The following is a 23,933-nucleotide window of genomic DNA, read 5'->3' on the forward strand; positions in this document are numbered from 1 at the left end:
ACTGTGCTGAGAACAATAGAAGCCTTTTTGTGCATGTTCCAGACGCTGGATTGATTTGAGGTTTAGAAATCCAGTGGTGCGTTGTCTTTCACTTCCTTGATGACGAAAAACGTCCTTGCCTGACGAACACCAGGAAAGGCGATCAGCTTTTCTGCATGAAGACGGTTGAAATCGGCCATGTCATCCACGCGGATCTTGAGAAGATAATCAAAATCGCCCGCTACCAGATGGCAGTCCAGAACCATGGGCATGTCTTTCACGGCGGCTTCCAGTTCTGCAAAACTTTCGGGCGTGGACCGATCCAGCACGACGCCAACCAGCGCAATCGTGCCCAGCCCGACCTTCACGGGGTCAATGTCTGCCCGGACGCCGCGAATATAGCCTTCCTGAAACAGTCGCTGCGTTCTGCGATGGCAGGTTGCGGCACTGACATTCACACGTTCCGCTAGCTCTGCGTTGGACATGCGTCCGTTGCCTTGCAGGAGCTGAAGAATCCGGCGGTCAATCGCGTCCAGATCTGGGGTGGAAGACTCTTTCATATTTATCCTGACAAATCATAATATCTTCAACAATAATGACTAAAAACGAATATATGGAATAAATTCCACCTTAAATTAGAAAGCACCTTCGGAAATAAATTTATTACCCATCATGGCCTGTCATTCTTTCAAGGGCGCAGACCATGAAGCTGGAAAAATTCGAGCGTTATCCCCTGACATTCGGCAAGACTGCCATTGAGCATCTGTCGCGGCTGAGTGAAGCGCTGGGTGGTAAGGTGCAGATCTATGCCAAGCGTGAAGACTGTAATTCCGGCATGGCGATGGGTGGGAACAAACTTCGCAAGCTGGAATATATCGTCCCGGATATTCTGGCTTCTGGTGCGGATACGCTGGTCTCCATCGGCGGCGTGCAGTCCAATCATACCCGCATGGTCGCAGCGACAGCCGCCAAGCTGGGTATGAAATGTGTTGTCGTGCAGGAAAAATGGGTTCCGCATTATGACGCTGTTTATGACCGCGTCGGAAATATCCTCATGACGCGCCTCATGGGTGCTGAATCCCGCATTGTGGAAGACGGTTTTGACATCGGCATCCGCCAGAGCTGGGAAGACGCCATCCAATCCGTGAAGGATGCTGGTGGCAAGCCTTACGCCATTCCGGCCGGTGCGTCCGTTCATCAATATGGTGGCATCGGTTATGCCGCTTTTGCGGAAGAGGTTGCGGAGCAGGAAAAGGAACTCGGCTTCACGTTCGATTACATCATCGTCTGTGTGGTGACGGGTTCGACGCAGGCGGGAATGATCGTCGGGTTCGCAGCGCAGGATCGGGCCGATCGGGTCATTGGCATTGATGCTTCCGGCACGCCAGAGCAGACGCGCGAGCAGGTGCGGGAGATCGTGGACCGTACAGCAGAACTGGTGGAACTCGGGCGGACAGTGCGGGACGATGAGATCGTGATCCTCGAAGACTATGCCTATCCCGCCTATGGCGTTCCCTCCGAAGAAACGAACGAAGCCATCCGGTTGGCTGCCCGCACAGAGGCCATGATGACGGACCCTGTCTATGAAGGGAAATCCATGCAGGGTCTGATTGATCTGACGAAGAAGGGATATTTCCCGGACGGGTCAAAGGTTCTGTACGTCCATCTGGGCGGCGCGCCAGCCTTGAATGGTTACAGCTATTATTACCGCAACGGCTGATGCAGCCATAAAAAAACGCCGCGTCCCGGTTCGGGCGCGGCGTTTCTGTTTCAAGGCGATAAAGCCGGGCTTTAGCTGTTGTGACCGTTCAGTTCCCGCAGCACGTCCGCCGGACGCATCGGAAGATGACGCAGACGGACACCCGCGGCATTAAACACCGCATTGCCGATGGCAGGCGCCACAACCGTCACGCCCGGCTCACCAAGGCCTGTAGGCTTCTCGGTATTCTGGACGAACTCGATGTCCATATCCGGCACGTCCGGAATACGGACTGGCGTGTAAGTGTTGAGGTTGCTGTCCTTGATCGTACCGTTGACGATCTCGGTGCCTTCGAAGAGCGCCATGCTCAGGCCCCATAGCGCCGCACCTTCTGTCTGTGCCAGTGCGCCGCCCGGATCAACAATCGTGCCGGCATCCAGAACCAGCCAGAGCTTCTGGCAGGTAATCACGCCGGTCTTGCGATCAACGTGAACCTGAGCCGCACCAGCCGTCCAGGTCGGCATGCCGCGTTCCTGACCGAAGCTGGTGGCGATACCGATGGCCGTGTCTGCCGGAAGTTGCGTCTTGCCATAGTTGATCTTCTCGGCAAGGCGCTGAAGGGCGGCAGCCTGACGTTTTGCGCCACCAACCGCATTCGGAGAGTCACCCGCGTTACGGCCTGTGCCCGTGAACATGGACAGGCGGAACTCCAGCGGGTCCTGCTTCGTCTGGTGAGCGACTTCGTCGAGGAAGGATTCCAGAGCCCATGGCGTCCAGCCAGCAGACACGGAACGGAGCCAGCCCGGACGGAAGGTCTTGTTGGCCAGATCGTTCGTGATGGCGCGAACCCGGGTTGGGCCGGTGTCGTACCAGTGATCCGCACCGGCAATGGCGAACTGGTCGTAAGACTTGCCGTCTTCGCCCTTTGCCATGAAGGCAGGTGCCATGATGAGCGTTGGCCAGCCAGCGGTCGCGGCATAATCCATTGCCGTGATCTTCTTCTGGTCCGCATCGAGCGCGACGCGGATCGTCTGAAGCGACGGAGAGCGGATGGAGTCAAACGCCATGTCGTCAGAACGGGTCAGGATCAGCTTGACCGGTGCGCCACCGATGGCCTTGGACGCAAGAGCTGCCGGGATGGAGTAATCACCGTTCAGACGACGACCAAATCCGCCACCGAGCAGATAGGTGCGCATGACGATCTGCTCTTCCGGGACCTGAAGCGCCTTGGAGAGCTGCGGCAGAACGAGGGACTGCCACTGGTTGCCGGTATGGATTTCCCACATGCCGTCAACATGACGGGCCACGGCATTGACCGGCTCAAGCTGATAATGCGCAACGGATGCACAGGTGTAGCTGCGCTCGAAGCTGTGTGCCGGATGGGCCAGAGCCTCATCCACGCCCTTGTCGTTGAAGACGCGGGCCCCTGTGCTCGGGTCCGCAATCAGCTTGCGGCCGTGCTCGATGATGTCTGTTTCCGAGACATTGATCGTCGGGCCAGGGTTCCACTGAACATTCAGAAGGTCCGCAGCCTTGATGGCGGCTGGATAGGTCTTCGCCAGAGCCACAACCCAGCCCGGCACGATACCGGACGGATCATCCAGAACAACATAGCGGAGGAAGCCGGGGACTTTCTTCGCTTCGCTGTCATCGACGGACTGCACCTTCGCGGCATAACGCGTCGGCGGCATCTTCGGGCGGCCATAGACCATCCCGTCGAGCTTTACGTCGATGCCATAAATGGCCTTGCCGGTCGTCTTGTCCGGAATATCCAGAGCGGGAACCGGCTTGCTGATGAGGCGCCGTTCGCTGGCGGGCTTGAGCGGCAGCTTGGCCATCTCATCCGCCGTGAAGCTGCGCGTCGGCATGGCTTTCGAGACGATCTCGCCATAGGAGACGCTCTTGCTGCCAGCCGTGACCGTGCTGTTGCGGGCAATGCACTTGTCCGGCGTTGTGCCGAGGAGCTTTGCGCCTTCTTCCAGCATGATCGTGCGGGCAGCGGCGCCAGCCTGACGGAACGTGTCCCACGTATCCCAGACGGACCAGGACCCGCCGGTCACGAACTTGCCAGCCCATTTTGGAGCGGTGTCCACTTCCGTGATCTTGATGTGATCCCAGTCGGCTTCCATTTCGTCCGCAATGATACGGGCGAGGGCGGTTCCGACGTGCTGACCCATCTCGGCACGGACGACATTGACGTTAATGGAGCCGTCCGGCGCGATGGCGCACCACATGTTCGGCTCGAACGCGGCTTCCGGCGGCATGGCGGACGGGTAGGTCTGGGACGCTTCGGCCTTGCGGGCGAAGCCGAACATCAGACCGGCTCCGGCTGCCGTCATCAGGAAGCTGCGGCGTGAAAGACGGGCTTTGTCCGACTTGCGGGCAATCTGCTCGATTTTAGCCATTGTTGGCGCCTCCCTGCTGTGCGGCAGCTGCTTCCTTGATGGCCTTGCGGATGCGGATATAGGTCATGCAGCGGCAGAGGCTGCCGCCCATGACGCCGTCAATCTCGGCATCCGTTGGGGTCGGATAGTCCTTCAGAAGGCTCGCAGCCTGCATGATCTGGCCGGACTGGCAGTAACCGCATTGCGGCACCTGCTGGTCACGCCAGGCCACCTGCACGACGTGGTTGCCTTCCGGATCAAGGCCTTCGATCGTCGTGATCGAGGCGCCTTCGATGGAGGCAAGCGGCGTGATGCAGGAGCGTGTGGCGCGGCCCCCGACATGCACGGTGCAGGCTCCACATTCGCCAATGCCGCAACCAAACTTGGTGCCGGTCAGGTTCAGCTCGTCACGCAGGACCCACAGCAGGGGGGTATCATCCGGTGCATCGACCGAAACGGGCTGTCCGTTGAGTTCAAATTTCGTGGTCATCTTCGTGTTTCCCTGTCCTGCCCGGATCAGTGCGAGGCGTTAACGGGCGGTGCGGACAGTGTGGCGCGGGCAGCCGCGGCCTTCTTTTCCAGATCCGTCCAGGGGGGGAGGGTGGTGCGTGTGCGGCGCAGATACGCGGCGATACGGGCCATGTCATGGTCCGAAAGGGCCGTGTAGAAGCTTGGCATGGCGATGTTGTCCTGACCTTCGGCAGCGCCGATGCCATGGAGCATCACCTGGAAGAGATTGTTCGGCTCATCCAGCCACAGCGCGTTGTTCAGAGCCAGTTCCGGACGGCCGGAGACAGGCTGCGGGCCAGCGTTGTAATGGCAGGCGCCACAGGCACCCTGATACAGGCGGGCATCGGCATCCAGCGTCTGCGGGCCAACCAGATCCTTGCCGGACATCTGCATGGCACGGGCAATGGCAGCCTGATCGCCCTGGGAGCGCTGGGCAGCCTTGGCGACGTCAGCATAATAATGTGCGATGGCGTGCACATCTTCTTCCGGGATCTTGGACAGGAAGCGATGCGGCACTGGCGACATCGGGCCAGCAGCGGAGCCGTGGAGCGGGGCTACACCAAAGCGCAGGTACTGGAAGAATTCGTCTTCCGTCCAGACCACCGGCGTTGGGTTGTGTTCGTTCAGCGGTGGCGCAATCCAGCCATCAATGACGGCACCGTCATAGGCGTGGCTCGTCTTTTCCGCACCCAGAAGGTTACGCGGCGTATGACAGGCGCCACAATGGGCGTTGCCTTCGGCCAGATAGGCACCACGGTTCCACTGTGCATCATGCTTCGGGTCGTTCTGGTAGCGGCCCGGCGTGAAGAACAGGAGCTTCCAGAAGCCCTGACCGATCAGGCGGATGTTGATCGGAAACGGGACCGTGTTGTCACGAGGCTTCAGATGCACGGCCGGGCGTGTCATCAGATACGCATACAGGTCCGAGACGTCCTGATCGTTAACCTTCGTGAAGTGGTCGAACGGGAAGGCCGGGTAAAGCTGCGAGCCATCGCGGGCAATGCCCTTGTTCATGGCGCGCTTGAACGCGTCCAGAGACCAGTTGCCGATACCCCATTCCGGGTCAGGCGTGATGTTGGATGAGAAGATGTCTCCGAAAGGAGTAGCCATCTTGAAGTCGCCGGCCAGTTCGGGGCCAGGCTGGCCATCTACGCGGGTATGACATTCGGCGCAGTATCCACCAGCCGCGACGATTTCGCCGCGCTTGATGGCGTCAGCGGAGAAGGACGCGGTTGAAGGGGGGGAGATGGGAGCGATTGCGGGGTACCACGCATAGGCGAGGAACCCGAGGCCACCCACCGCGCCGAGGCCCACAATACTGGCGGCGATCCGTTTGAGCATTCTTGCACTGTCCCGGCACTGTTTCAGAACTGCCGTCCTCATTGTGACGGATGATTGTCCCTCAATATGGTACGCGCTCCTGAAATGGAAGATTGAGATAACTCAAAATTTATCCGAATTGATGTTGTGGTTCAGTTTCCAGGGTGGGTTGGCCTCAATGTCACACATATTCGAGAGGTTTTCAGTCAAACTCACGCGGGATTGCGTCAATATTCATATTTATAAATAGGTATTTTATTAGTCCTATATGAACCAGTCACTGTCCTGAAACTCTGAAAAAACGATTCGTAGCGGATGAATATTCTGTCACTCAGTGCCAAAAAGAAGATATGCCTCAATTCAGAGGCATAATCCTGTCGCACAGAGAATGGAGCAGCCCTGTTCCCGATGCCCCCTGATAGGGGATAGGATATGTCGATTATCCCGCGTGAAAGGACGCCTCATTTCCATTCGTCCGGCTCTTATTCGCAGCCTGTCTGCCGTAGCCCTTCTGCTGGCTGGCGTGCTGGCCTTGTGCTGTGGGCGGTATCCTCTGTCGCCATCGCGTGTCGTGGTGGTTCTTGGGAGATTACTGCACTTATGGGGCGGCTCTGACCCGATTGCCGACGCGATCGTCTGGCAGGTTCGTCTGCCGCGTGCTCTGGCAGGGCTTCTGGTCGGAAGTGCCTTGTCCTGTGGTGGAGCGACTTTTCAGGCTGTTCTGCGTAATCCGCTTGTCTCGCCGGATCTTCTTGGTGTTCTGAGTGGATCTGCGTTTGGGGCTGCGCTGGTCATTGTATTGGGTGGTTCGCCAGCACTGATCCAGATCGGGGCGTTCTGCGGAGGGCTGACGGCTGTCAGCTCTGGCCTCTCCGTTTCCCGGCTGTTACCGCAAGGTGGGCTGCTGACGCTGTTGATGGGTGGCCTTATCGCCAATGCCGTGTTCACGGCTCTTCTGTCTCTTGTGAAATATACGGCTGACCCGATGGATCAGTTACCGGCCGTCGTGAACTGGCTTTTGGGCACATTGTCCCAGACAGGCTGGACGGAACTGTCCTGGCTGACTGTTCCCGTACTCGTCCTGGTTATGGTCCTTGTTCTACTGGCACCCTTACTGGATGTTCTGTCTCTGGGAGATGACGAAGCCCGAAGTCTCGGGGTTTCCGTTCAGGTCATGCGGCCCGTTGTTATTCTGCTGGCGACGCTTGTCTGCGCCATGACGATCTCCATGGCCGGAATCATCGGCTGGGTTGGGCTGCTGGTGCCTCATGTGGCGCGGATGCTCGCGGGCGCAGAACATCGGAACATGATGCCGGTCTGTGCCCTGCTGGGAGCAGCGGGGCTTATTCTGGCAGACACGGTCGCACGAAGCCTGACATCCGGAGAAGTGCCGCTCGGGATCATGACCGAGCTTTTCGGCGCTCTGGCCTTTGTTCTGGTGCTGCGCCGTCTGCGCGGGGAGAGCGTATGACGGAGGTGTTCCTGTCCTGCGACGCTGTCACGCTGAAGCGCGCCGGGCGAGCGGCCGTGCTGGACGGGATTACGCTCACATTCCGCCGGGGGGAACTGGTCGGGCTTCTGGGGCTGAATGGCGCGGGGAAGAGTACGCTTCTGCGTATTTTGATGGGATTGCTGAAGCCGGCGTCCGGTACGGTTCATCTGGAAGGTCGTCTGTTATCGTCTTTTCGTTCGGCGGATGTCGCGCGGCGGTTAGCCTATGTACCGCAGGGGCATGCGGCGGTTTTTCCCTATACGGTGCGGCGGATGGTTGAGCTTGGACGTGTTCCCCATCACGGCATCGCCGGGCAATTGGGGAAGGAAGATCAGCGAAAAGTCGATGCTGCGCTGGAGCGTCTGGGCCTGTGTGCACTGGCGGATCGACCGGTAACGGAACTGTCTGGCGGGGAGAGGCAGCGCGTTGTTCTGGCGCGGGCTTTGGCGCAGGAAGCGGTAGGGCTTCTGCTCGATGAGCCCATGACGGGGCTGGATTATGGTCATCAGGTCAGGTTGATGGGACTTCTGGCAGAGCTGGCGTCAGAGGGGCATCTTGTGTTTCTGACGTCGCATCGTCCGGAAGAGTTTTTTTCGTCCGGAAGTCGGGCGCTTGTTCTGGATCAGGGCCATATCGTTGCGGATGGTCCACCAGAGCAGATTGTGACGGCAGAGCGCCTGTCCCGCCTTTACGGTGTGCCGCTGGCGCAGATTGATCATGCCGGGAAGCGGTTTTTCCACCATGAGGAGAATACATGATGACACTGTCTCGACTGTTCGGCGGGCTTCTGAGCCTCTCCCTCATGGCGACAACGGCCTATGCGGCGCCCCCCACGCGGATTGTGGAAGGATGGTACGCGCATAATGCGACCCTGATCATGCTGGGCGCGCAGGATCATATCATCGCCACGGTGGCCAAGCCTTCCATCATGCCCTGGATGTTCAGGCTGGTGCCGTCCCTGTCAAAAGCGCAGCCGCTCGAAGCTGGCAATCTGAACGGTGAAGAGCTGCTGCGTCTTGATCCGGATCTGGTGTTCGTCACGGCGTCCGGTCATTCGGCGGATGCTCTTTCAAAGGTGGGGCTGCATGTCGTACCGGAAGGGTTTGATCGTTTCGTCGGCCTTCTGGAATGTGTGGACGGAACGGCGACCCTGCTTCAGACGCCTCTGGCCGCCAAACGGGCGCAGGCTTATCGCGTGGCGTTCCTGAAAGCCGTCTCGCAGGCCGCGACCAATCCGCAGGGGCCAAAAGTTCTTCATGTTGAATCGCTCAAACCTCTGCGTGTTGATGGCGATCAGAGCATCATTGATCAGTGGATTCTGTCTGCGGGTGGGCGGAATGCCGCTGTCGGCGTTCATGGAAACAAGCAGCCGGTGTCGATGGAGCAGATCCTGACCTGGAATCCGGACATCATCATTATCGGGGCCAATGCAGGAGATCCGGCGCAGCTTGCCAGTGATGGTGTCTGGTCCCAGCTTGCGGCTGTGAAGGCGGGGCGTGTCTATCGCAATCCGTCCGGAATTTTCCCTTGGGACCGGTACGGCCCCGAACTGCTGCTGCAGGTCGACTGGGCACGGCAGATCGTTCAGACCGGCCATGTGGATGAGGCGGAAATGATCACGAAAATGCAGGACTTCTACCGTCAGTTCTATGGCATCGCGCTGCGGTCCGAGGATGCAAAACGGATGCTTGCAGCCCTGCCGCCGGACTGAAACGGTAAAAAACACTCAAAAAGATTGCTGATTCGATCAGAATCGTTTCAGATATTGATTCGAAACTGCAAGGAAACTCTCGGATGACCCGGCCCTCCTCTTTCCCTAACGGTTCTTTCTGGAAAAAAGCATGTCTGGGTGCCGTTCTCCTGGCTGGTACGGCCTTTGGCGGAATGGCGCAGGCAGCTTCAGTACTGATGCCGGTGCCTCAGACAGTCTCTGCTTCCAATGGCGTCAGCCCTCTTTCCGGGGGCGTCCGGATTGTCTGGGATGCGCAGCCCTCTCCACTTCTGCAAAGAGCTGCGGCCCGTTTCACGACGCGGCTTGACGCTATTGCGGGGGCCGCAGGGCACGGCGCGCCTTATGTTCTCCATATCAGTGCTGGTCATGATCCGGCCTATCTTACCACGTCAACCAAAGAGCATTATGCTCTGACCACCTCGGCTGACGGCGCTCATCTTGAGGCTGATGGTCCGGCGGGTGTTGTTTACGGCCTGGCGACATTCCTTCAGCTTGTGCGTCAGACGTCCGATGGGGCGGTCGTAGAGCGACTGCATATTGATGATGCCCCACGCTTTGCATGGCGTGGTCTTCTGCTGGACGTTTCCCGTCATTTTGCTTCTGTAGAGACCGTAAAGCGCCAGCTTGATGCCATGGAGCTGCTGAAGCTCAACGTGCTGCACTGGCATCTGAATGACGGCACGGGCTTCCGTGTGGAGAGTCATGTTTTCCCGAAGCTGACCAGTGTTGGATCACACGGACAGTATTATACGCAGGCCCAGATCCGGGATGTCGTGGCGTATGCTTCGGATCGCGGTATCCGCATTGTTCCGGAGTTTGATGTTCCCGGTCATGCGCTGGCTGTTCTGCAGGCCTATCCGGAACTGGCAGCCCAGCCGCTGCCGGACGTTAATGCCGTGGGTGAAAACCTGAACAACCCGGCTATGGACCCGACCAATCCCAAGACGCTGAAATTCATTCGCGCGCTCTATGCGGAAATGGAGACGCTCTTCCCTGATCATTACTTTCATTCGGGCGGCGATGAAGTTCTGGGAACGCAGTGGACGAATAACCCGAAGATTGCAGCCTACATGAAGGCACATGGTTACGCGGATGCTCCGGCTCTTCAGGCGGCGTTCACGGCGCAGGTCGAAAAGATCCTGTCCAGCCAGGGGCGGGTCATGATGGGCTGGGATGAAGTCAGCGAAGCGCCGATCCCGAAGAATGTTGTTGTGGAAGGGTGGCGCGGTTCCAAATGGACTGGTTCTGCCACGCAGGCTGGCCATCCGGTTGTGGTGTCTTCGGGTTATTATCTGGATCTGCTGACGCCATCGCGCACGCATTATGCGGTCGATCCGTATGACACGAAGGCGAATGGCATTACGCCGGCAGAACTGGAAGAAACGCATCCGAAGATCACGCCACTGCTTCAGGCCTTCCTTCAGGACCCGAATGCAGCCCCTCTGACCGACGATCAGAAGAAAATGGTTCTGGGTGCAGAAGGCGCGTTGTGGACGGAAGTCGTGTCCGAAAACATGCTGGATGCCCGTCTGTGGCCTCGTACGGCAGCTCTGGCCGAGCGGTTCTGGTCTTCTGAAAGCGTGCGGGATGTGGATGATCTGGAGCGGCGCCTGCCCGTCATTATGGCGGAACTCCAGGCAACGGGTTTGCAGGCCACACAGCATGAAAATGCTCTGAAAGAAGGGCTGGCTCCGGGACATACCGGCCCGCTTTCTATGCTTCTGAGTGCTACGGTTCCGGTACGGAACTATGCGTTGAACCGTCTGGCTTCCAAGAGTGGAGATGCGATGCTGTCAGCTCCGGTGGCAATTGCCGATCCGGATGCGTTTGAGGCCACGCGTTTCAACAGCATGGTCAAGCGGTATCTGGCGGGTGAGAAGAGCCTGAAAGCCCCACTGAAAGCCATGCTGACGGCCTGGTCCTCCAATGATGAAGCCTTTTCCGCTATTGCCAAGGACGTGCCAGCTCTCGAAGAGGTAACGCCTGTCTCCCATACGGTTGCGGCGCTTTCCAATGCTGGACTGAATGTTCTGAACGGTGCTTCGGGAACGGCCTGGCGTCTGGATGCGCAGCATCTGATCGCGGCACAGGATGAGTTCTTCCACAATTCGTCGAACCACATCCTGTCCCTGAAGAGTGAGCAGCCACCAGGTGGTCTGCTGATTGCCATTTTGCCGGGCATCAAGGCGCTCGTCGAAAGCCACAACTGAGACGATCGGTCATGCCCCGCTTTCTAGAGGCGGGGTATGGTTTTTGCGTCTCATTCGTTTCGACTGTAAACTTACATAGCAGGCCCGAGGGCAGACCACATGGCCTGCCAGATTTTCACGATCGGGCCTTTTTGCATGCACCAGAAGACATTTCCCCGTAAGGCAGCTTTGCTGTTGTCCGCCAGTCTTGGGCTGGCAGCAGTGCCATCCGTTGTTTCCGCAAAGCCGGCTGTGCCGCTGATCACATATGATCAGTACGGTCTCGATCTCGCGGGCCGCAATATGAGCGTGAAGCCGGGTGACAGTTTCTTCGATTATGCCAACGGCAGCTTCCTGAAGACGCTCGAAATCCCGTCGGATATGAGCAGCTATGGCCCGTTCAATGCTTTGGCCGAGACGTCCCGTCAGCGCATTCAGTCCATCCTCAAGGACCTGTCTGCGCATCCGGTTGATGACCCGCAGTCAATCAACGAGAAGCTCGGCACCTATTATGCGTCCTTCATGGATGAAAAGGCGGTTGAGGCTGTTGGGGCCAAACCGCTGGAAGCCGAGATTGCTACCATTCATCAGATCACGGACCTGAAGACATTCGCCCAGTTCAGCGGTGCGTCCGCTACGACATTCGGTTCTTCCCCGTTTGCAGTGGATGTGGATGTTGATGCGAAAGACCCGACGAAATATGCACTCAGCATTGATCATGCCGGACTGGGAATGCCGGATCGGGATAACTACCTGAAGCCGGAATTTGCCTCCAAAAAAGCTGCTTATCAGACTTACGTCACGACGCTTCTGACGCTTGTTCACTGGGCTGACCCGACGAAGTCCGCTGCGGATATCGTGGCGTTTGAGACGGAAATCGCCAAGGTTCACTGGGCGCGGACGGAACTGCGGGATCCAGACAAGACCTATAATCCGATGACTGTGGCCGCCCTGGTCAAGAGCACACCGTCTTTTGACTGGATGACATGGCTGCTTGCATCTGGTGTGCCGGCAGCTGGTCTGGAACAGCGGACCGTCATTGTGGGAGAGCCGTCTGCCATCAAGGCTGAAGCGGATCTGATTGCCAGGACTGATCTGAATACCCTGCGCGCCTGGCAGGCTTTCCATATGGCCAATAATTCTGCGTCATTCCTGTCTGATCCGTTTGTGCAGGCGCGCTTTGCCTATGCAAAAGCGATGTCCGGCCAGCCTGCGCTGGCGGCTCGCTGGAAGCGCGGTGTGGATTTCACGAGCGCTGCCATGGAAATGGCACTCGGCAAAATCTATGTGGATCGGTATTTCCCGGCCTCGGATCGTGCTGCCATGCAGACCCTGACGGGCAACCTGAAAGCTGCTTTCCACAATCGCCTCGAACACAACACATGGATGAGCGCGCAGACGCGTGACGCCGCGCTGAAGAAGCTGGGCAGCTTTGAAATCCAGGTGGGTTACCCGAATGAATGGCGTGATTATTCCGATCTGGTCGTGAAGAAGGGTGATGTGTACGGCAATGCCGAGCGCGCATTTGCCTTCGAATGGCACTATCAGCTCAGCCATCTGGACAAGGTTGTGGATCGCAACGAGTGGCTGATGTCGCCCGCCACAGTGAATGCCTACAACAATCCGCGTTTTGTAGAGGTCGTGTTCCCTGCCGCGATCCTTCAGCCGCCGTTCTTCAACCCGAAGGCCGATCCGGCTGTGAATTACGGTGCGATTGGTGGCGTCATTGGGCATGAAATGACCCATTCCTTTGACGACAAGGGCCGCAAATACGACGACAAAGGGCGCCTGCGGAACTGGTGGACAAAGGAAGATGGAGAGCGCTTCCAGAAGCTGGCGGACCGTTTCGGTGCGCAGTATGACGCTTTCGAAGTACAGCCGGGCGTTCATGTGAACGGCCAGCTCACGATGGGCGAGAACATTGCCGATCTGGGTGGTCTGACGCTGGCACTGGATGCTTATCATGCGTCCCTGAACGGTAAGCCGGCTCCGGTCATTGATGGCCTGACGGGCGATCAGCGCGTGTTCATGGGCTGGGCACAGGTCTGGCGTCAGAAGCTGCGCCCGGATACCGAGAAGCAGCTTGTCGTCATCGACCCGCATTCGCCGCCGAAAGCTCGTGTGAACATTCCGATGCACAACATAGACCTCTGGTACAAGGCGTGGAACGTGCAGCCGGGCGATAAGCTTTATCTGACGCCGGATCAGCGCGTCAAAATCTGGTAACTGTGCGTGATGGGGTGGAGCGCCACCCCATCTGCCCACTTTTTTACGGGCGCATATAGTGGGCTGCCGCAACCATGTTGATCAGGGCAGCTTTCGTCTCTGCCCATTTGCGGGTTTTCAGTCCGCAATCCGGATTGACCCAGAGGGCATCCGGGCTGATGGTTCTGCTGGCGGCCCGGAGCAGGTCCACCATTTCCTCGACAGACGGCACGCGTGGGGAATGGATATCGTAAACGCCTGGCCCGATTTCCGCAGGGTAACGATAGGCTGCGAACGCATCGAGCAGTTCCATGTGGGAACGGGCGGTTTCAATCGAAATCACATCCGCATCCATCGCGCCAATGGCAGCAATGATGTCGTTAAATTCCGAGTAGCACATATGGGTATGGATCTGCGTCGCGTCCCGTACACCCGAGGCTGAAATGCGGAAACTTTCCACGGTCCAGTCCAGATAGGATCGCCGGTCTGCGCTCGCAGGGCATGCAGGACCGTTCACGCCCCGAACAGGAAATGTGCGGCGTGGAGACATGCGTGACCCGTCCGGAACGCCCCGCCGGAGGATGTTATGTGCGGTGGCAGGTCTCCTGGCTTGCGGGTCTTCGCACCGATTCCGCCTTCCCTCTTAGCCACGCCAGATGTGTGAACATCTCGCATGGAACCATGACAAGCCTCATGACTGCCGCATATTCTGAAAAAGAGTCAATAGCTCTTGCTCATATAAAGAACTCCTTATATGAAAGCCTGTATGGAGCAGGCACTTACCATTTTCCAGGCACTGGCAGACATGACCCGTCTGCGGATTCTGGCCCTTTTGCGCGAAATGGAACTGTCCATCGGCGAAGTGGCGCAGGTTCTTGGGCAGAGTCAGCCTCGCGTTTCGCGTCATGTGAAGATTCTTGCTGATGCTGCGTTGATCGAGCGGCGGAAGGAAGGAAGCTGGGTGTTTCTGACCTTGGGTGCGCCGGAAGTTCTAGAGCCTGTTTTCATGGCGCTGGATCGGTGGACGGCACGGGAACCGGCGGAAATCCGTGCGGATCGTATTCGTTTGCAGGCCATTCGGGATGTTCGTGCCCTTGCGGCCGAAGACTGGTTTGAAACCCACGCGGCAGAATGGGATGCGTTGCGTTCCCTGCATGTTTCCGAGCAGGAAGTTGAAGCGGCCATCCTGCAGACGCTCTCGGCGTTCCCGATCGGTCGGCTTGTGGATATAGGCACCGGAACTGGTCGCATGATGGAGCTGCTGGGGCGGGGAGCCCGAACCGTCATCGGGTTTGATCGCAGTCCGGCCATGCTGCGGCTGGCGCGAACCAAGCTGGGGGAAGCCGGTCTGGAGCACGCCGATCTTCGGCAGGGCGATTTTCAGGCACTTCCTTTGCCGGAAGGCTCGGCCGACGTCGCGGTCATGCATCAGGTTCTCCACTACGCGCAGCATCCTGCGGCCGTGATTGCAGAGGCCGCGCGTATTCTGGACGCCAATGGCCGACTTTTGGTTGTCGATTTTGCTTCTCATAACCGGGAAGAACTTCGCACGCGGGATGCGCATGTCCGGCTTGGGTTTACGGATGCGCAGATGGCGACATGGTTTCGTGCCGCCGGTCTGATCCCCGCGGAGCCGGTGGCTCTTGAAGGTGAACTGACCGTCAAACTCTGGCTCGGCCAACGCCCCAACTGATCTGAATTATTGAACAAGGAGCTGGCGTGATGCCCGCACAGACAGGGCCTCTGCCCGCAATTTCGTTCGAGTTTTTTCCTGCCAAGACGGAGAAGGCTGCCGCTACCCTCCTGGAGAATGCAAAGACGCTTGCTGCTTTTGGTCCGCAGTTCATGTCCGTGACTTACGGGGCAGGCGGGTCAACACGGGACCGGACCCTGGCCACGCTGAAAGACATGGTTCGGGAAACTGGCGCGCCACTGGCGGGACATCTGACTTGCGTCGGAGCCTCCAAAGAAGAGGTCAATGCCGTGGCTCAGGCATACTGGGATGCAGGTGTGAAGCACATCGTGGCCCTGCGTGGTGATCCGCCGCCGTCAGCCGGGGGTGTGTATGAGCCTCATCCGGAAGGTTATGCCGGGGCTGTGGATCTGGTGCGTGGATTGAAGGAGATAGCGCCTTTCGAAATCTCCGTTGCGGCTTATCCGGAAACCCATCCTGCCGCTCTCAATCCTCAGGCGGATCTGGAGCATCTACGGGCGAAGATTGACGCTGGAGCAGACCGGGCTCTGACACAGTTTTTCTTTGAAGCGGAGACGTTCCTGCGATTTCGGGACCGTGCAGCTGCGATTGGAATCGAGCGTCCGATTGTGCCAGGTATTCTCCCTATAGGGAGCGCAGCGCAGGCATGGAAGTTTGCCGAAATGTGTGGCGCCAACGTGCCGAAGTGGATGCGGGATCTGTTCGATGGTCTGGACGAGACGCCGCAGACACGTGCGCTTGTTGCAGCGACCGTGGCGGATCGTTTGTGCCAGACACTGAAAGCGGAAGGTGTGGAACAATTCCATTTCTATACGCTGAATCATGCAGATACGGCGTCTGCTCTTTGCCGCCTTCTCGGGTGTCGTCCGCTCTGAAGGGGAGAGGGCTGGATTTCCTGTGCGAACGGGGTGACAAAAGGGAATGACAAGATTCCCGATCGTTCTTCTCGACTACGATGGTACGCTGGCGGAAACGCAGCCGGCCATTCTTCGCAGCCTGAAGGAAGCTTTTGAGGCCAGTGGCTACGAAGCGCCGTCTTCGGACGCTCTCAAGAAGCAACTGGCCAAGGGCGGCACGCTTCAGACGCTCTTTCAGGCCGTTGTCCCCAAGAGCGATGACGAGGCCGCAGGAGCTTTTGTTCGCCATTACCGGGCCTGTTATCCCAAGGCGGATCAGGAAGAGACAGTGTTGTTTGATGGCGTAAAGTCAGTTCTGGACACGCTGAAGGGCAAAGGGGCCACCCTGGTCATCCTGAGCAACAAGCATGCACCAACAGTTCATCACAGCATTGAGCGTTTTGGGCTGGGAGAATGGCTCAGTGGTGTTATCGCTTCCGAGCCGCAGTATCCACACAAGCCAGATCCGCGCGTCATGACGGATCGTGTGCGTCCCCTGTTTCCGGATGCAAAGGCTTCAGAGTTTCTGATGGTGGGGGATACGACCGCCGATCTGACTTTTGCCCGTAATGCAGGGATTGCAGGCTGCTGGGCAAGTTATGGTCACGGTTCTGCACAGCAGTGCATTGATCTCAAGCCAGATTACCGGATCGACCGCGTGACCGATCTTCTGAACGTCGTCAGCCTGTAACAGATCGGCTCAGCCCTTCGGGGCTGGGCCAATACTTCCGCGTTCAATCAACTGGGTCTTCAGAATGACATTCTGGCGCCCATCCTGCTGAACGAGAAGGCGCACGGCTTCCATGCCCTTTTGCTCATGGGGCTGACGGATGGTGCTGAGATCAGCTGCTTCGGCTGCCGGAATGTCGTCGAAGCCGAAAATTGACACATCCTGCGGGATACTGAGGCCTGCGGCACGAACGGTCTGCATGGCGCCGATCGCGACACGGTCACTCATGGCGAGGATTGCTGTGGGACGTTCAGGCCGGTTGATGAGAAACCGGGCGCCTTCAGCACCAGCTTCTTCGGAATTGATGGGAATTTCCCAGGCCGGAACTGTTTCCGGGGCAATGCCAGCTTCCTGAAGAGCTGTCAGGTACCCTTCCAGGCGCATGGCAATCGTACTGTGAGCAATATTGGCGCGGCGCTTCGCGGTCAGGATACCAAAGTAATCGTCATGCGCTGTTTTAAGAGACAGGATTCCGAAGCGGCGATGTCCAAGCTCCAGGAGTGTCTTGGCAGCTTTGTAGGCAGCATCCTTGTCATCAATGCCAACATACGGAATGCCATCAAGCCGTGGTTGATCTACGACCACCAGCGGTACATTTCTCTGTTGAGCCATCATGACGCACCGGCTGTCAGGGGCAACGGAATACAGGATATACCCGTCCACGGCAGCATTCCCCAGCGAAACGGGGGTGTTCATGTTGCGAAGGCTGCTGCCAGCAGAAATCAGTGCCAAATCGGTTTCGAGTTCGTTGCAGCTTTTGGCGACACCATTCAAAACAGTCAGAACTGCTGGATCCGAAAAGGCGTAGGGCAGGTCTTCGCTGAAAAGAAATCCAAGTGCGCCAGCATGTCCCGTCGCGAGCTGCTTGGCTGCTGGGTCCGGGCCGGTGTAGCCCATGTCCTGCGCGGCGGCGAAAATCTTTTCCCGCAGGGCCGCAGAAAGCTGACCGGGGCGGATATAGGCGTTCGAGACGGTCGTGTGAGACACCCCGACCTGTGCTGCTACGTCCTTGAGGGTAACTTTGCGGCGGCCGTGCTGACGGGTGGTTTTCATGGACTGTCCAATAATGAAAGCGGGCCTTTTACGCAATCCTGATAGGTACTGCGCAGACCCGTCAAGGCTAAGGCCCTGAAAACAAATACTAGCCTGCGTGTTTCCATTCCGTCTTCACAATTACGACAGGACAGCTCAGAAAGATCATTCTTTGGGTTTGGAAACAGTATCGCTCTTCTTGGGGAGTGGTTCGAACATGGCGCGACATTTCGGGCTGAGCTGATCCAGCTTTTTCTTCATGCAGGCAGTAATCTTGGCTTCGTTGGGAATGGCGAATGTGCAAAGCCGGATTGCATCGCCCTGACAGGCCTGTTTCTGCTCGTCGCGTGTTGCCGCGTTAGCAGAGCCAAGGGCAAGTCCAGCCAGATAGGCTAGGATCACAAGATAACGGGTCATGGTCCGCCTCCTTTCCATGTAAAAGCGTCTGGCGAAGAAAGCAGTTTCCGGCCTGGTTGGGGTGTCGTCAAGAAGATGACGATGATGCACAAATAGACCTGAAACAGTCCTCTTTGATTTACCGTGACAAGGGCCGGACGATACGGGCAAAGCGGGCACCATCCTGCGAGGCCGCCTGAGTATTCGCCTTGCGCAGAGGCGTTGCGGCCGAAGGGGTAACGGCCTGTCCATCCGGGCGCAGGGTCATCAGAAGCATCCGGGCGCGGGCAGCGTCCGGCGTATCAGCCATGCAGTAACTGATGGCGCGGGATTCACGCTGCGACTCAATCAGCCCACTGCGTCGCAAGGTGCCAAGGTGCTGGCTCAGTGTGGGCTGCCCGATTCCCGTCATGGTTTCGATTTCGCTGACGGCATGCGGGCCATCCAGGAGTGCTGACAGGATCGTCAGACGCTGGGGTTGCGCCAGAAGGCGGAGCCATTCGGCAAGATTACGGCTTTCTTCAAGTGCGAGCAGAGTCATGAGCGGGGCTTTTTCGGCTGAAGGAACCAACTCGGGCCGGCCTTCTGAACGGCCTCCTGGGTTTGTGGTGGCGGAGCGATGGCAGGCTCACCGGGTTGCCATCCCTCGGGTGTGAGGATGTTGGATCGATCAACTTCCTGCAGCGCGCAGAGGACACGTTGCAGCTCTGCAACCGAGCGCCCGACGCTGGCCGGATAGTTGATGATCGTGCGAATGATGCCCGTAGGATCAATGAAAAACACGGACCGGACCGTGGCGCTGTTCTGGGCTTCGAGATCTATCATTCCATAAGCCCGGGCCACTTCCATCGAAGGATCTTCCACGATTGGAAATGGGACACGGACATTGAAGCGCTCTTCAATGGCTGAAATCCATGCCAGATGCGCGGGCAGGCTGTCTGCGGACAGGCCAAGCAGAACACAGTCCCGTTCTCGGAAAGCAGGCTCCAGTTTGGAAAGGGCAATGAACTCGCTCGTGCAGACAGGCGTAAAGTCTGCAGGATGTGCGAACAGCATCACCCAGCGTCCGCGCAGGGAACTCAGTACGAATTCACCGTGTGTCGTACGGGCCGTGAAATCCGGGGCTTCATCCCCAATACGAAGCGTCGGGAAGGAAAGATCGTCAGTGATGGGGCCTGTCATGGTCCTGTTCCAGCTTGTCCGGGTCTTGACGTTTGATAGTTAATGACTTTAATAAACACAGAATTGATTTTTTTGAAATGCTTAACTCCGGGGGTGAAAACGTCATGCGCGATGCTGCCATTGAAGCTGCGACCGCCCAGATCAGGCGTGTGCAGAACGGTGAGGTTCCGTCCCCTGTAGTTTGCACGTTCTTTGACGAAGCCACAAATACCGCCAGCCACGTTGTTCACTGCCTTGTCACCCGTCGCGCTGCGATCATTGATAGCGTACTTGATTACGACGCCGCCGCGGGCCGGACATCCAACGGTTCTGCCCAGGTGATTGTGGAGTATGTTCGCCGGGAAGGGCTGACCGTCGACTGGCAACTCGAGACGCATGCTCATGCCGATCATCTCTCGGCTGCACCATGGTTGCAGGAACAGCTCGGTGGACAGCTGGGAATTGGCGCGGACATCATTCGTGTTCAGAATGTTTTCGGCAAGATTTTCAACGCTGGCACGCGTTTTGCGCGCGATGGGTCCCAGTTTGATCGGCTGTTCAGGGATGGGGAGACTTTCGCGCTTGGTGAAATTCCAGTGACCGTCCTGCATGTTCCGGGTCATACGCCTGCGGACATGGCGTTCGTTATTGGAAACTCCGCCTTTGTCGGGGACACGATTTTCATGCCGGATTTTGGCACGGCCCGTGCGGATTTTCCGGGGGGCGATGCCCGTCAGCTTTTCCGGTCCATTCGCCGTCTGTTGTCCCTGCCTCCGGAAACGCGTTTGTTCCTCTGCCATGACTACAAGGCTCCGGGTCGTGACGAGTATGCGTGGCTGACGACGGTTGCCCTTGAACGCGAGTGCAATATCCACGTTCATGATGGCATCAGCGAAGACGAGTTCGTGTCCATGCGGACGACGCGAGATGCAACACTGGCGATGCCAAAGCTTCTGATGCCGTCCGTACAGGTCAACATGCGAGGTGGCCACATGCCCGAGCCGGAAGCGGATGGCATCAGCTACATCAAGATTCCCGTCAACCGCATCTGAGCGGAACCATATTCATCCATTTTTACCGTCACCGGAGAGGTAATCATGCCCACAAACCACATCACGGAACGCTATGCTGTGTCCCCTCAGGTGGCGCCGCAGGATGTTGCTGTTCTGAAGAGCGAAGGTTTTCGCAGCATTATTTGCTTCCGGCCGGACGGTGAGGCACCGGATCAACCAGAAGCCAAGCTGGTGGCCGATGCTGCAAAGGCCGCGGATATGGCATTTGTCACCATCCCGGTGAAGGCGGGGACGGTGCCTGATGACTCTCAGATCCAGGCAACCCGTGCAGCGCTGGCGTCCCTTCCTTCGCCGATCGTTGGATATTGTCGCTCTGGAACCCGCGCTGCTCAGATCTGGGCATTGGCAGAGGCTGGCACGCGTCCAGCCAGCGACATTCTTGCGGATGCTGCGCGGGCGGGTATTGATCTGGGTGGTTTGAAGTCTCGCCTTGAGGCCGTGCCGGCACCGTCCATGCCGTCTCGCGAAGGTGCACGTCACTTTCAGGTCCTTGTCATTGGTGGTGGGGCTGGGGGGCTGTCGGTTGCGGCAAGCCTTCTGAAGCGTGACTCGGCTCTCGCGCTAGGGATTGTGGAACCATCCGAAGAGCACTTCTACCAGCCGGGCTGGACGCTGGTTGGTGGCGGTATTTTCAAGGCCGCACAGACGCGTCGCCGTGAGCAGGATCTGATTCCCAAGGGCGCGGTCTGGCTGCGAAATGCCGTGGAAATCTTCCGCCCGGAAGCGCGTGAGGTTGTGCTGAATGACGGGACGGTTCTGTCTTACGATGCCCTGATTGTCGCAACCGGGATTTCCCTGAACTGGGACGCTATCCCGGGCCTTAAGGAGACCCTCGGCAAGAACGGTGTGACCTCGAACTATCGCTACGATCTCGCGCCCTATACCTGGCAGCTGGTGGAGCAGTTAAAAGGTGGCAAGGCCATTTTCACGCAGCCTCCCATGCCTATCAAATGTGCGGGTGCGCCGCAAAAAGCCATGTATCTGGCTTGCGATGCATGGCGTCGTCGGGGCGTACTGAAGAGCATTTCGGTCGACTTCAATACGGCAACGCCTGCCCTGTTCGGCGTTAAGGAATTCGTTCCTGCATTGATGAACTATGTGCGCGATTATGATATCGCTCTGCATCTCGGTTCAAAGCTGGTCGAAGTGAATGGGCCTGAGCGGATTGCCGTGTTCGAGCGCAAGACGGAGACCGGTATTGATCGTGTGGAATGTACGTTCGACATGCTGCATGTCGTACCGCCGCAGGTCTCCCCGAAAGTGGTGCGTGAAAGTGCGATTGCCGGTTCGGATGGCTTCGTGGAGGTCAATCCCGAGACGTTGCAGCATGTCCGCTATCCACAGGTCTTCGCTCTTGGGGACGTGATTGGCACGTCCTGCGCCAAGACGGCAGCGGCTGTGCGGGTTCAGGCTCCTGTGGTGGCAACGAACGTTCTGGCGTTCCTGAAGCGCAAGGATCCGGTTTCGGGATACGGCGGCTACGGTGCGTGCCCATTGACGGTGGAGAACGGCAAGATCGTACTGGCTGAATTCTCCTACGGCGGAAAACTGGCGCCAACGCTTCCGAAATGGCTGCTGAATGGCCAGAAGCCAACCCGTCTGGCCTGGTGGCTCAAGAAATACGTCATGCCTGCTCTTTACTGGAAAGGCATGCTCAAAGGGCATGAGCTCTTCGTCGCGCCGGAACCGTTGAAGCCCGGCAAGAAGTGATCGTCAGCCAGCGCAATGCACATCGCGATTGAACTGTTCTGTGGCGTCATCATCGGTTTCACACTTGGATTGATTGGCGGGGGTGGTTCCATCCTCGCTGTTCCCCTGATGGTCTATGTGGTGGGTGTAAAAAACCCCCACGTTGCCATCGGTACCAGTGCCATGGCGGTGGCCGTGAATGCGCTGGCGGGTCTTGTCAGTCATGCGGGGCAGAAAACCGTCAAGTGGCGGTGTGCTGCCGTTTTTGCACCTTTTGGCGTTGTTGGGGCGTTGGTGGGTGCGGCTCTGGGCAAGGCCGTGGATGGCCAGAAACTACTCCTCTGCTTCGCCATTCTTATGATTGTTGTGGGCATTCTGATGCTCCGGGGGCGCCGGAATCCGGGGATTGCCGGGGCCGCCTGTAACCGCGACAACATGCCCAAAGTCATGGCCAGTGGACTGGGAACAGGCCTCCTGTCCGGGTTCTTCGGAATTGGGGGAGGGTTTCTGATCGTACCATCCCTGGTTGCCTGCACACGGATGCCTATTCTGAATGCGATTGGCACTTCGCTGGTGGCAGTCGCGGCTTTTGGTGCCAGTACAGCCCTGAGTTACATGCTGTCGGGCTATGTAGACTGGGTCATGGGGGCGCTGTTTGTGGTGGGCGGCGTCGTGGGCAGCACACTGGGAACTTCTGCCGCTCGCCGTCTGGCTGGGGCAGGGAGTACTCTGACGACGTTTTTTGCGGGCGTTATCTTCGTTGTTGCAAGCTACATGATCTGGCAAAGCCTTGCGGCTCTCTGACACCTTGCCTTTAGACGCACGAATGTTTTTCATTCAAAGCCTGCCTGATGAGTTCAGGCAGGCTTTTTCTTTTGGTGGTTTTTGAGTTCAAGTGACATCATTTCGCATATCAAGAATCTTTACTCTTAATGAATTTAGTTAATTTTAATGTATTGCGAGGCGGACACTCCGTCCTCACATCTGGTTTTCCATTTCCGTAAAACCACAACGAAGCGCCACTTTTGGTGAAACGGAAATTTTAGTCGTCAGGCCAGCATCTCATTGGAGAAACGGTCTTTTTCCATGTTCCATTCCTTAACCGTTATGACATACTACACGTGATATTGAAGCACGGGGGAGAGAATGGTGGCGGATGTCGGTCAGAGATTGCGGCTTGTTCGTGTCGCAAGGAACCTGTCCCAGCGGGAACTGGCCAAGCGCACAGGTGTCACCAATTCTACCATTTCCCTGATTGAATCAGGAGACATGAACCCCTCGATAGGCACGTTGAAGCGTGTTCTTGACGGTATTCCTGTCACGCTTGGCGATTTCTTCAGTTTCGAGACAGAAGGGCAGGAAAAATATTTTTACCCCGCCGAAGACCTGACAGAGATCGGACAAAAAGGCGTGTCCCTGCGGCAGGTTGGGGGCAATCTGTTCGGTCGTGCCCTTCAGGTCCTGCATGAGCGTTATGAGCCGGCATCTGGTACCGGTGTTGCATATGCTCACGATGGGGAGGAGGCCGGTGTCGTTATCCGCGGGCAGGTGGAAGTCACCGTGGAGAACCAGACCCATATTCTTGGGCCGGGGGATGCGTATTACTTTGACAGCCGCAAGCCCCATCGCTTCCGCTGTATCAGCGAAGAGCCCTGCGAACTGATCAGCGCATGTACGCCACCGACATTCTGATCAGTCGCCTGTTAAAACAGAAACATGATGGATGTGTGTA

21 protein-coding genes and 1 pseudogene are annotated in these 23,933 nt (G+C 57.7%); 13 read left to right on the forward strand and 9 right to left on the reverse strand.

What is annotated here, in order from left to right; all coding sequences use genetic code 11:
- Positions 1-62: 62 nt before the first annotated feature.
- Positions 63-539 carry an Lrp/AsnC family transcriptional regulator gene (locus tag B7444_RS10980; protein WP_007283241.1) on the reverse strand — a complete coding sequence of 159 codons (477 nt, stop codon included), beginning with the start codon at positions 537-539 and terminating at the stop codon, positions 63-65.
- 143 nt (positions 540-682) lie between these two features.
- On the opposite strand from B7444_RS10980, the gene B7444_RS10985 reads away from it, so the two are divergent.
- Positions 683-1,699, forward strand: a complete 1,017-nt coding sequence (locus tag B7444_RS10985; RefSeq protein ID WP_007283242.1) for a 1-aminocyclopropane-1-carboxylate deaminase — start codon at positions 683-685, stop codon at positions 1,697-1,699.
- Positions 1,700-1,770: 71 nt separating this feature from the next.
- Here B7444_RS10985 and B7444_RS10990 read toward each other — a convergent pair whose 3' ends face one another.
- From B7444_RS10990 to B7444_RS11000, 3 genes are read right to left on the reverse strand one after another with little or no spacing between them, the layout of a single operon-like run.
- Entirely contained in the window at positions 1,771-4,083 is a 2,313-nt protein-coding gene (locus B7444_RS10990) for a xanthine dehydrogenase family protein molybdopterin-binding subunit (protein WP_007283243.1), read from the reverse strand.
- The gene (locus B7444_RS10995) at positions 4,076-4,552 is read right to left on the reverse strand and encodes a (2Fe-2S)-binding protein (protein ID WP_007283244.1); all 477 of its coding nucleotides are present in this window, start codon (positions 4,550-4,552) and stop codon (positions 4,076-4,078) included. The genes B7444_RS10990 and B7444_RS10995 overlap by 8 nt, the downstream gene beginning before the upstream one ends.
- A gap of 26 nt (positions 4,553-4,578) precedes the next feature.
- Positions 4,579-5,913: a c-type cytochrome gene (locus tag B7444_RS11000; protein ID WP_007283245.1), complete on the reverse strand. Its 1,335-nt coding sequence runs from the start codon at positions 5,911-5,913 to the stop codon at positions 4,579-4,581.
- A gap of 427 nt (positions 5,914-6,340) precedes the next feature.
- Here B7444_RS11000 and B7444_RS11005 point away from each other — a divergent pair, with 427 nt between their 5' ends.
- The 5 genes from B7444_RS11005 to B7444_RS11025 all read left to right on the forward strand — a co-directional run bounded on the left by B7444_RS11005 (position 6,341) and on the right by B7444_RS11025 (position 13,531).
- A complete protein-coding gene (locus tag B7444_RS11005) occupies positions 6,341-7,363 on the forward strand; it encodes a FecCD family ABC transporter permease (protein ID WP_007283246.1) in 1,023 nt (340 codons plus the stop codon).
- A complete protein-coding gene (locus B7444_RS11010) occupies positions 7,360-8,142 on the forward strand; it encodes an ABC transporter ATP-binding protein (protein ID WP_007283247.1) in 783 nt (260 codons plus the stop codon). Before B7444_RS11005 ends, B7444_RS11010 begins: the two co-directional genes overlap by 4 nt.
- Positions 8,139-9,095, forward strand: a complete 957-nt coding sequence (locus B7444_RS11015) for an ABC transporter substrate-binding protein (RefSeq protein WP_007283248.1) — start codon at positions 8,139-8,141, stop codon at positions 9,093-9,095. Before B7444_RS11010 ends, B7444_RS11015 begins: the two co-directional genes overlap by 4 nt.
- Positions 9,096-9,178: 83 nt before the next feature.
- A complete protein-coding gene (locus B7444_RS11020; protein WP_007283249.1) occupies positions 9,179-11,326 on the forward strand; it encodes a beta-N-acetylhexosaminidase in 2,148 nt (715 codons plus the stop codon).
- Between the two features lie 99 nt (positions 11,327-11,425).
- Positions 11,426-13,531: a M13 family metallopeptidase gene (locus B7444_RS11025; RefSeq protein ID WP_007283250.1), complete on the forward strand. Its 2,106-nt coding sequence runs from the start codon at positions 11,426-11,428 to the stop codon at positions 13,529-13,531.
- A gap of 43 nt (positions 13,532-13,574) precedes the next feature.
- Here B7444_RS11025 and B7444_RS11030 read toward each other — a convergent pair.
- Positions 13,575-14,003 (reverse strand): annotated as a pseudogene (locus tag B7444_RS11030) (5-methyltetrahydropteroyltriglutamate--homocysteine methyltransferase); the annotation flags it as partial.
- A gap of 261 nt (positions 14,004-14,264) precedes the next feature.
- Here B7444_RS11030 and B7444_RS11035 point away from each other — a divergent pair.
- From B7444_RS11035 to B7444_RS11045, 3 genes are read left to right on the forward strand one after another with little or no spacing between them, the layout of a single operon-like run.
- Complete coding sequence (locus B7444_RS11035; RefSeq protein WP_007283252.1) at positions 14,265-15,203, forward strand: ArsR/SmtB family transcription factor; 939 nt, start codon at positions 14,265-14,267, stop codon at positions 15,201-15,203.
- 29 nt (positions 15,204-15,232) lie between these two features.
- Positions 15,233-16,099, forward strand: a complete 867-nt coding sequence (metF, locus tag B7444_RS11040; protein ID WP_015072541.1) for a methylenetetrahydrofolate reductase [NAD(P)H] — start codon at positions 15,233-15,235, stop codon at positions 16,097-16,099.
- 46 nt (positions 16,100-16,145) lie between these two features.
- Positions 16,146-16,811 carry an HAD family hydrolase gene (locus B7444_RS11045; protein WP_007283254.1) on the forward strand — a complete coding sequence of 222 codons (666 nt, stop codon included), beginning with the start codon at positions 16,146-16,148 and terminating at the stop codon, positions 16,809-16,811.
- Positions 16,812-16,820: 9 nt separating this feature from the next.
- On the opposite strand, the gene B7444_RS11050 is transcribed toward B7444_RS11045, so the two are convergent.
- The 4 genes from B7444_RS11050 to B7444_RS11065 form a co-directional block, all read right to left on the reverse strand.
- Positions 16,821-17,903: a LacI family DNA-binding transcriptional regulator gene (locus B7444_RS11050; RefSeq protein WP_007283255.1), complete on the reverse strand. Its 1,083-nt coding sequence runs from the start codon at positions 17,901-17,903 to the stop codon at positions 16,821-16,823.
- A gap of 144 nt (positions 17,904-18,047) precedes the next feature.
- Positions 18,048-18,299 (reverse strand): hypothetical protein, encoded by a 252-nt coding sequence (locus B7444_RS11055; RefSeq protein ID WP_231502798.1) that lies wholly within the window; start codon positions 18,297-18,299, stop codon positions 18,048-18,050.
- 118 nt (positions 18,300-18,417) lie between these two features.
- Positions 18,418-18,819 carry an ArsR/SmtB family transcription factor gene (locus B7444_RS11060; RefSeq protein WP_007283257.1) on the reverse strand — a complete coding sequence of 134 codons (402 nt, stop codon included), beginning with the start codon at positions 18,817-18,819 and terminating at the stop codon, positions 18,418-18,420.
- A complete protein-coding gene (locus tag B7444_RS11065; protein ID WP_007283258.1) occupies positions 18,816-19,460 on the reverse strand; it encodes a peroxiredoxin in 645 nt (214 codons plus the stop codon). Before B7444_RS11065 ends, B7444_RS11060 begins: the two co-directional genes overlap by 4 nt.
- Positions 19,461-19,564: 104 nt before the next feature.
- Between B7444_RS11065 and B7444_RS11070 the strand changes: the two genes are divergently transcribed.
- The 4 genes from B7444_RS11070 to B7444_RS11085 all read left to right on the forward strand — a co-directional run bounded on the left by B7444_RS11070 (position 19,565) and on the right by B7444_RS11085 (position 23,893).
- On the forward strand, positions 19,565-20,491 hold the full coding sequence (locus B7444_RS11070; protein WP_035729339.1) for an MBL fold metallo-hydrolase: 927 nt from the start codon (positions 19,565-19,567) through the stop codon (positions 20,489-20,491).
- Between the two features lie 45 nt (positions 20,492-20,536).
- Complete coding sequence (locus B7444_RS11075; RefSeq protein WP_007283260.1) at positions 20,537-22,222, forward strand: bifunctional protein tyrosine phosphatase family protein/NAD(P)/FAD-dependent oxidoreductase; 1,686 nt, start codon at positions 20,537-20,539, stop codon at positions 22,220-22,222.
- A 15-nt stretch (positions 22,223-22,237) separates the two neighbouring features.
- A complete protein-coding gene (locus B7444_RS11080; protein ID WP_007283261.1) occupies positions 22,238-23,005 on the forward strand; it encodes a sulfite exporter TauE/SafE family protein in 768 nt (255 codons plus the stop codon).
- Positions 23,006-23,347: 342 nt separating this feature from the next.
- Complete coding sequence (locus B7444_RS11085; protein ID WP_007283262.1) at positions 23,348-23,893, forward strand: cupin domain-containing protein; 546 nt, start codon at positions 23,348-23,350, stop codon at positions 23,891-23,893.
- The last annotated feature ends 40 nt before the right edge of the window (positions 23,894-23,933 follow it).

The sequence above is a fragment of the Gluconobacter thailandicus F149-1 = NBRC 100600 genome, from assembly GCF_000964465.1.
GTDB classification, from domain to species: Bacteria; Pseudomonadota; Alphaproteobacteria; order Acetobacterales; family Acetobacteraceae; genus Gluconobacter; species Gluconobacter thailandicus.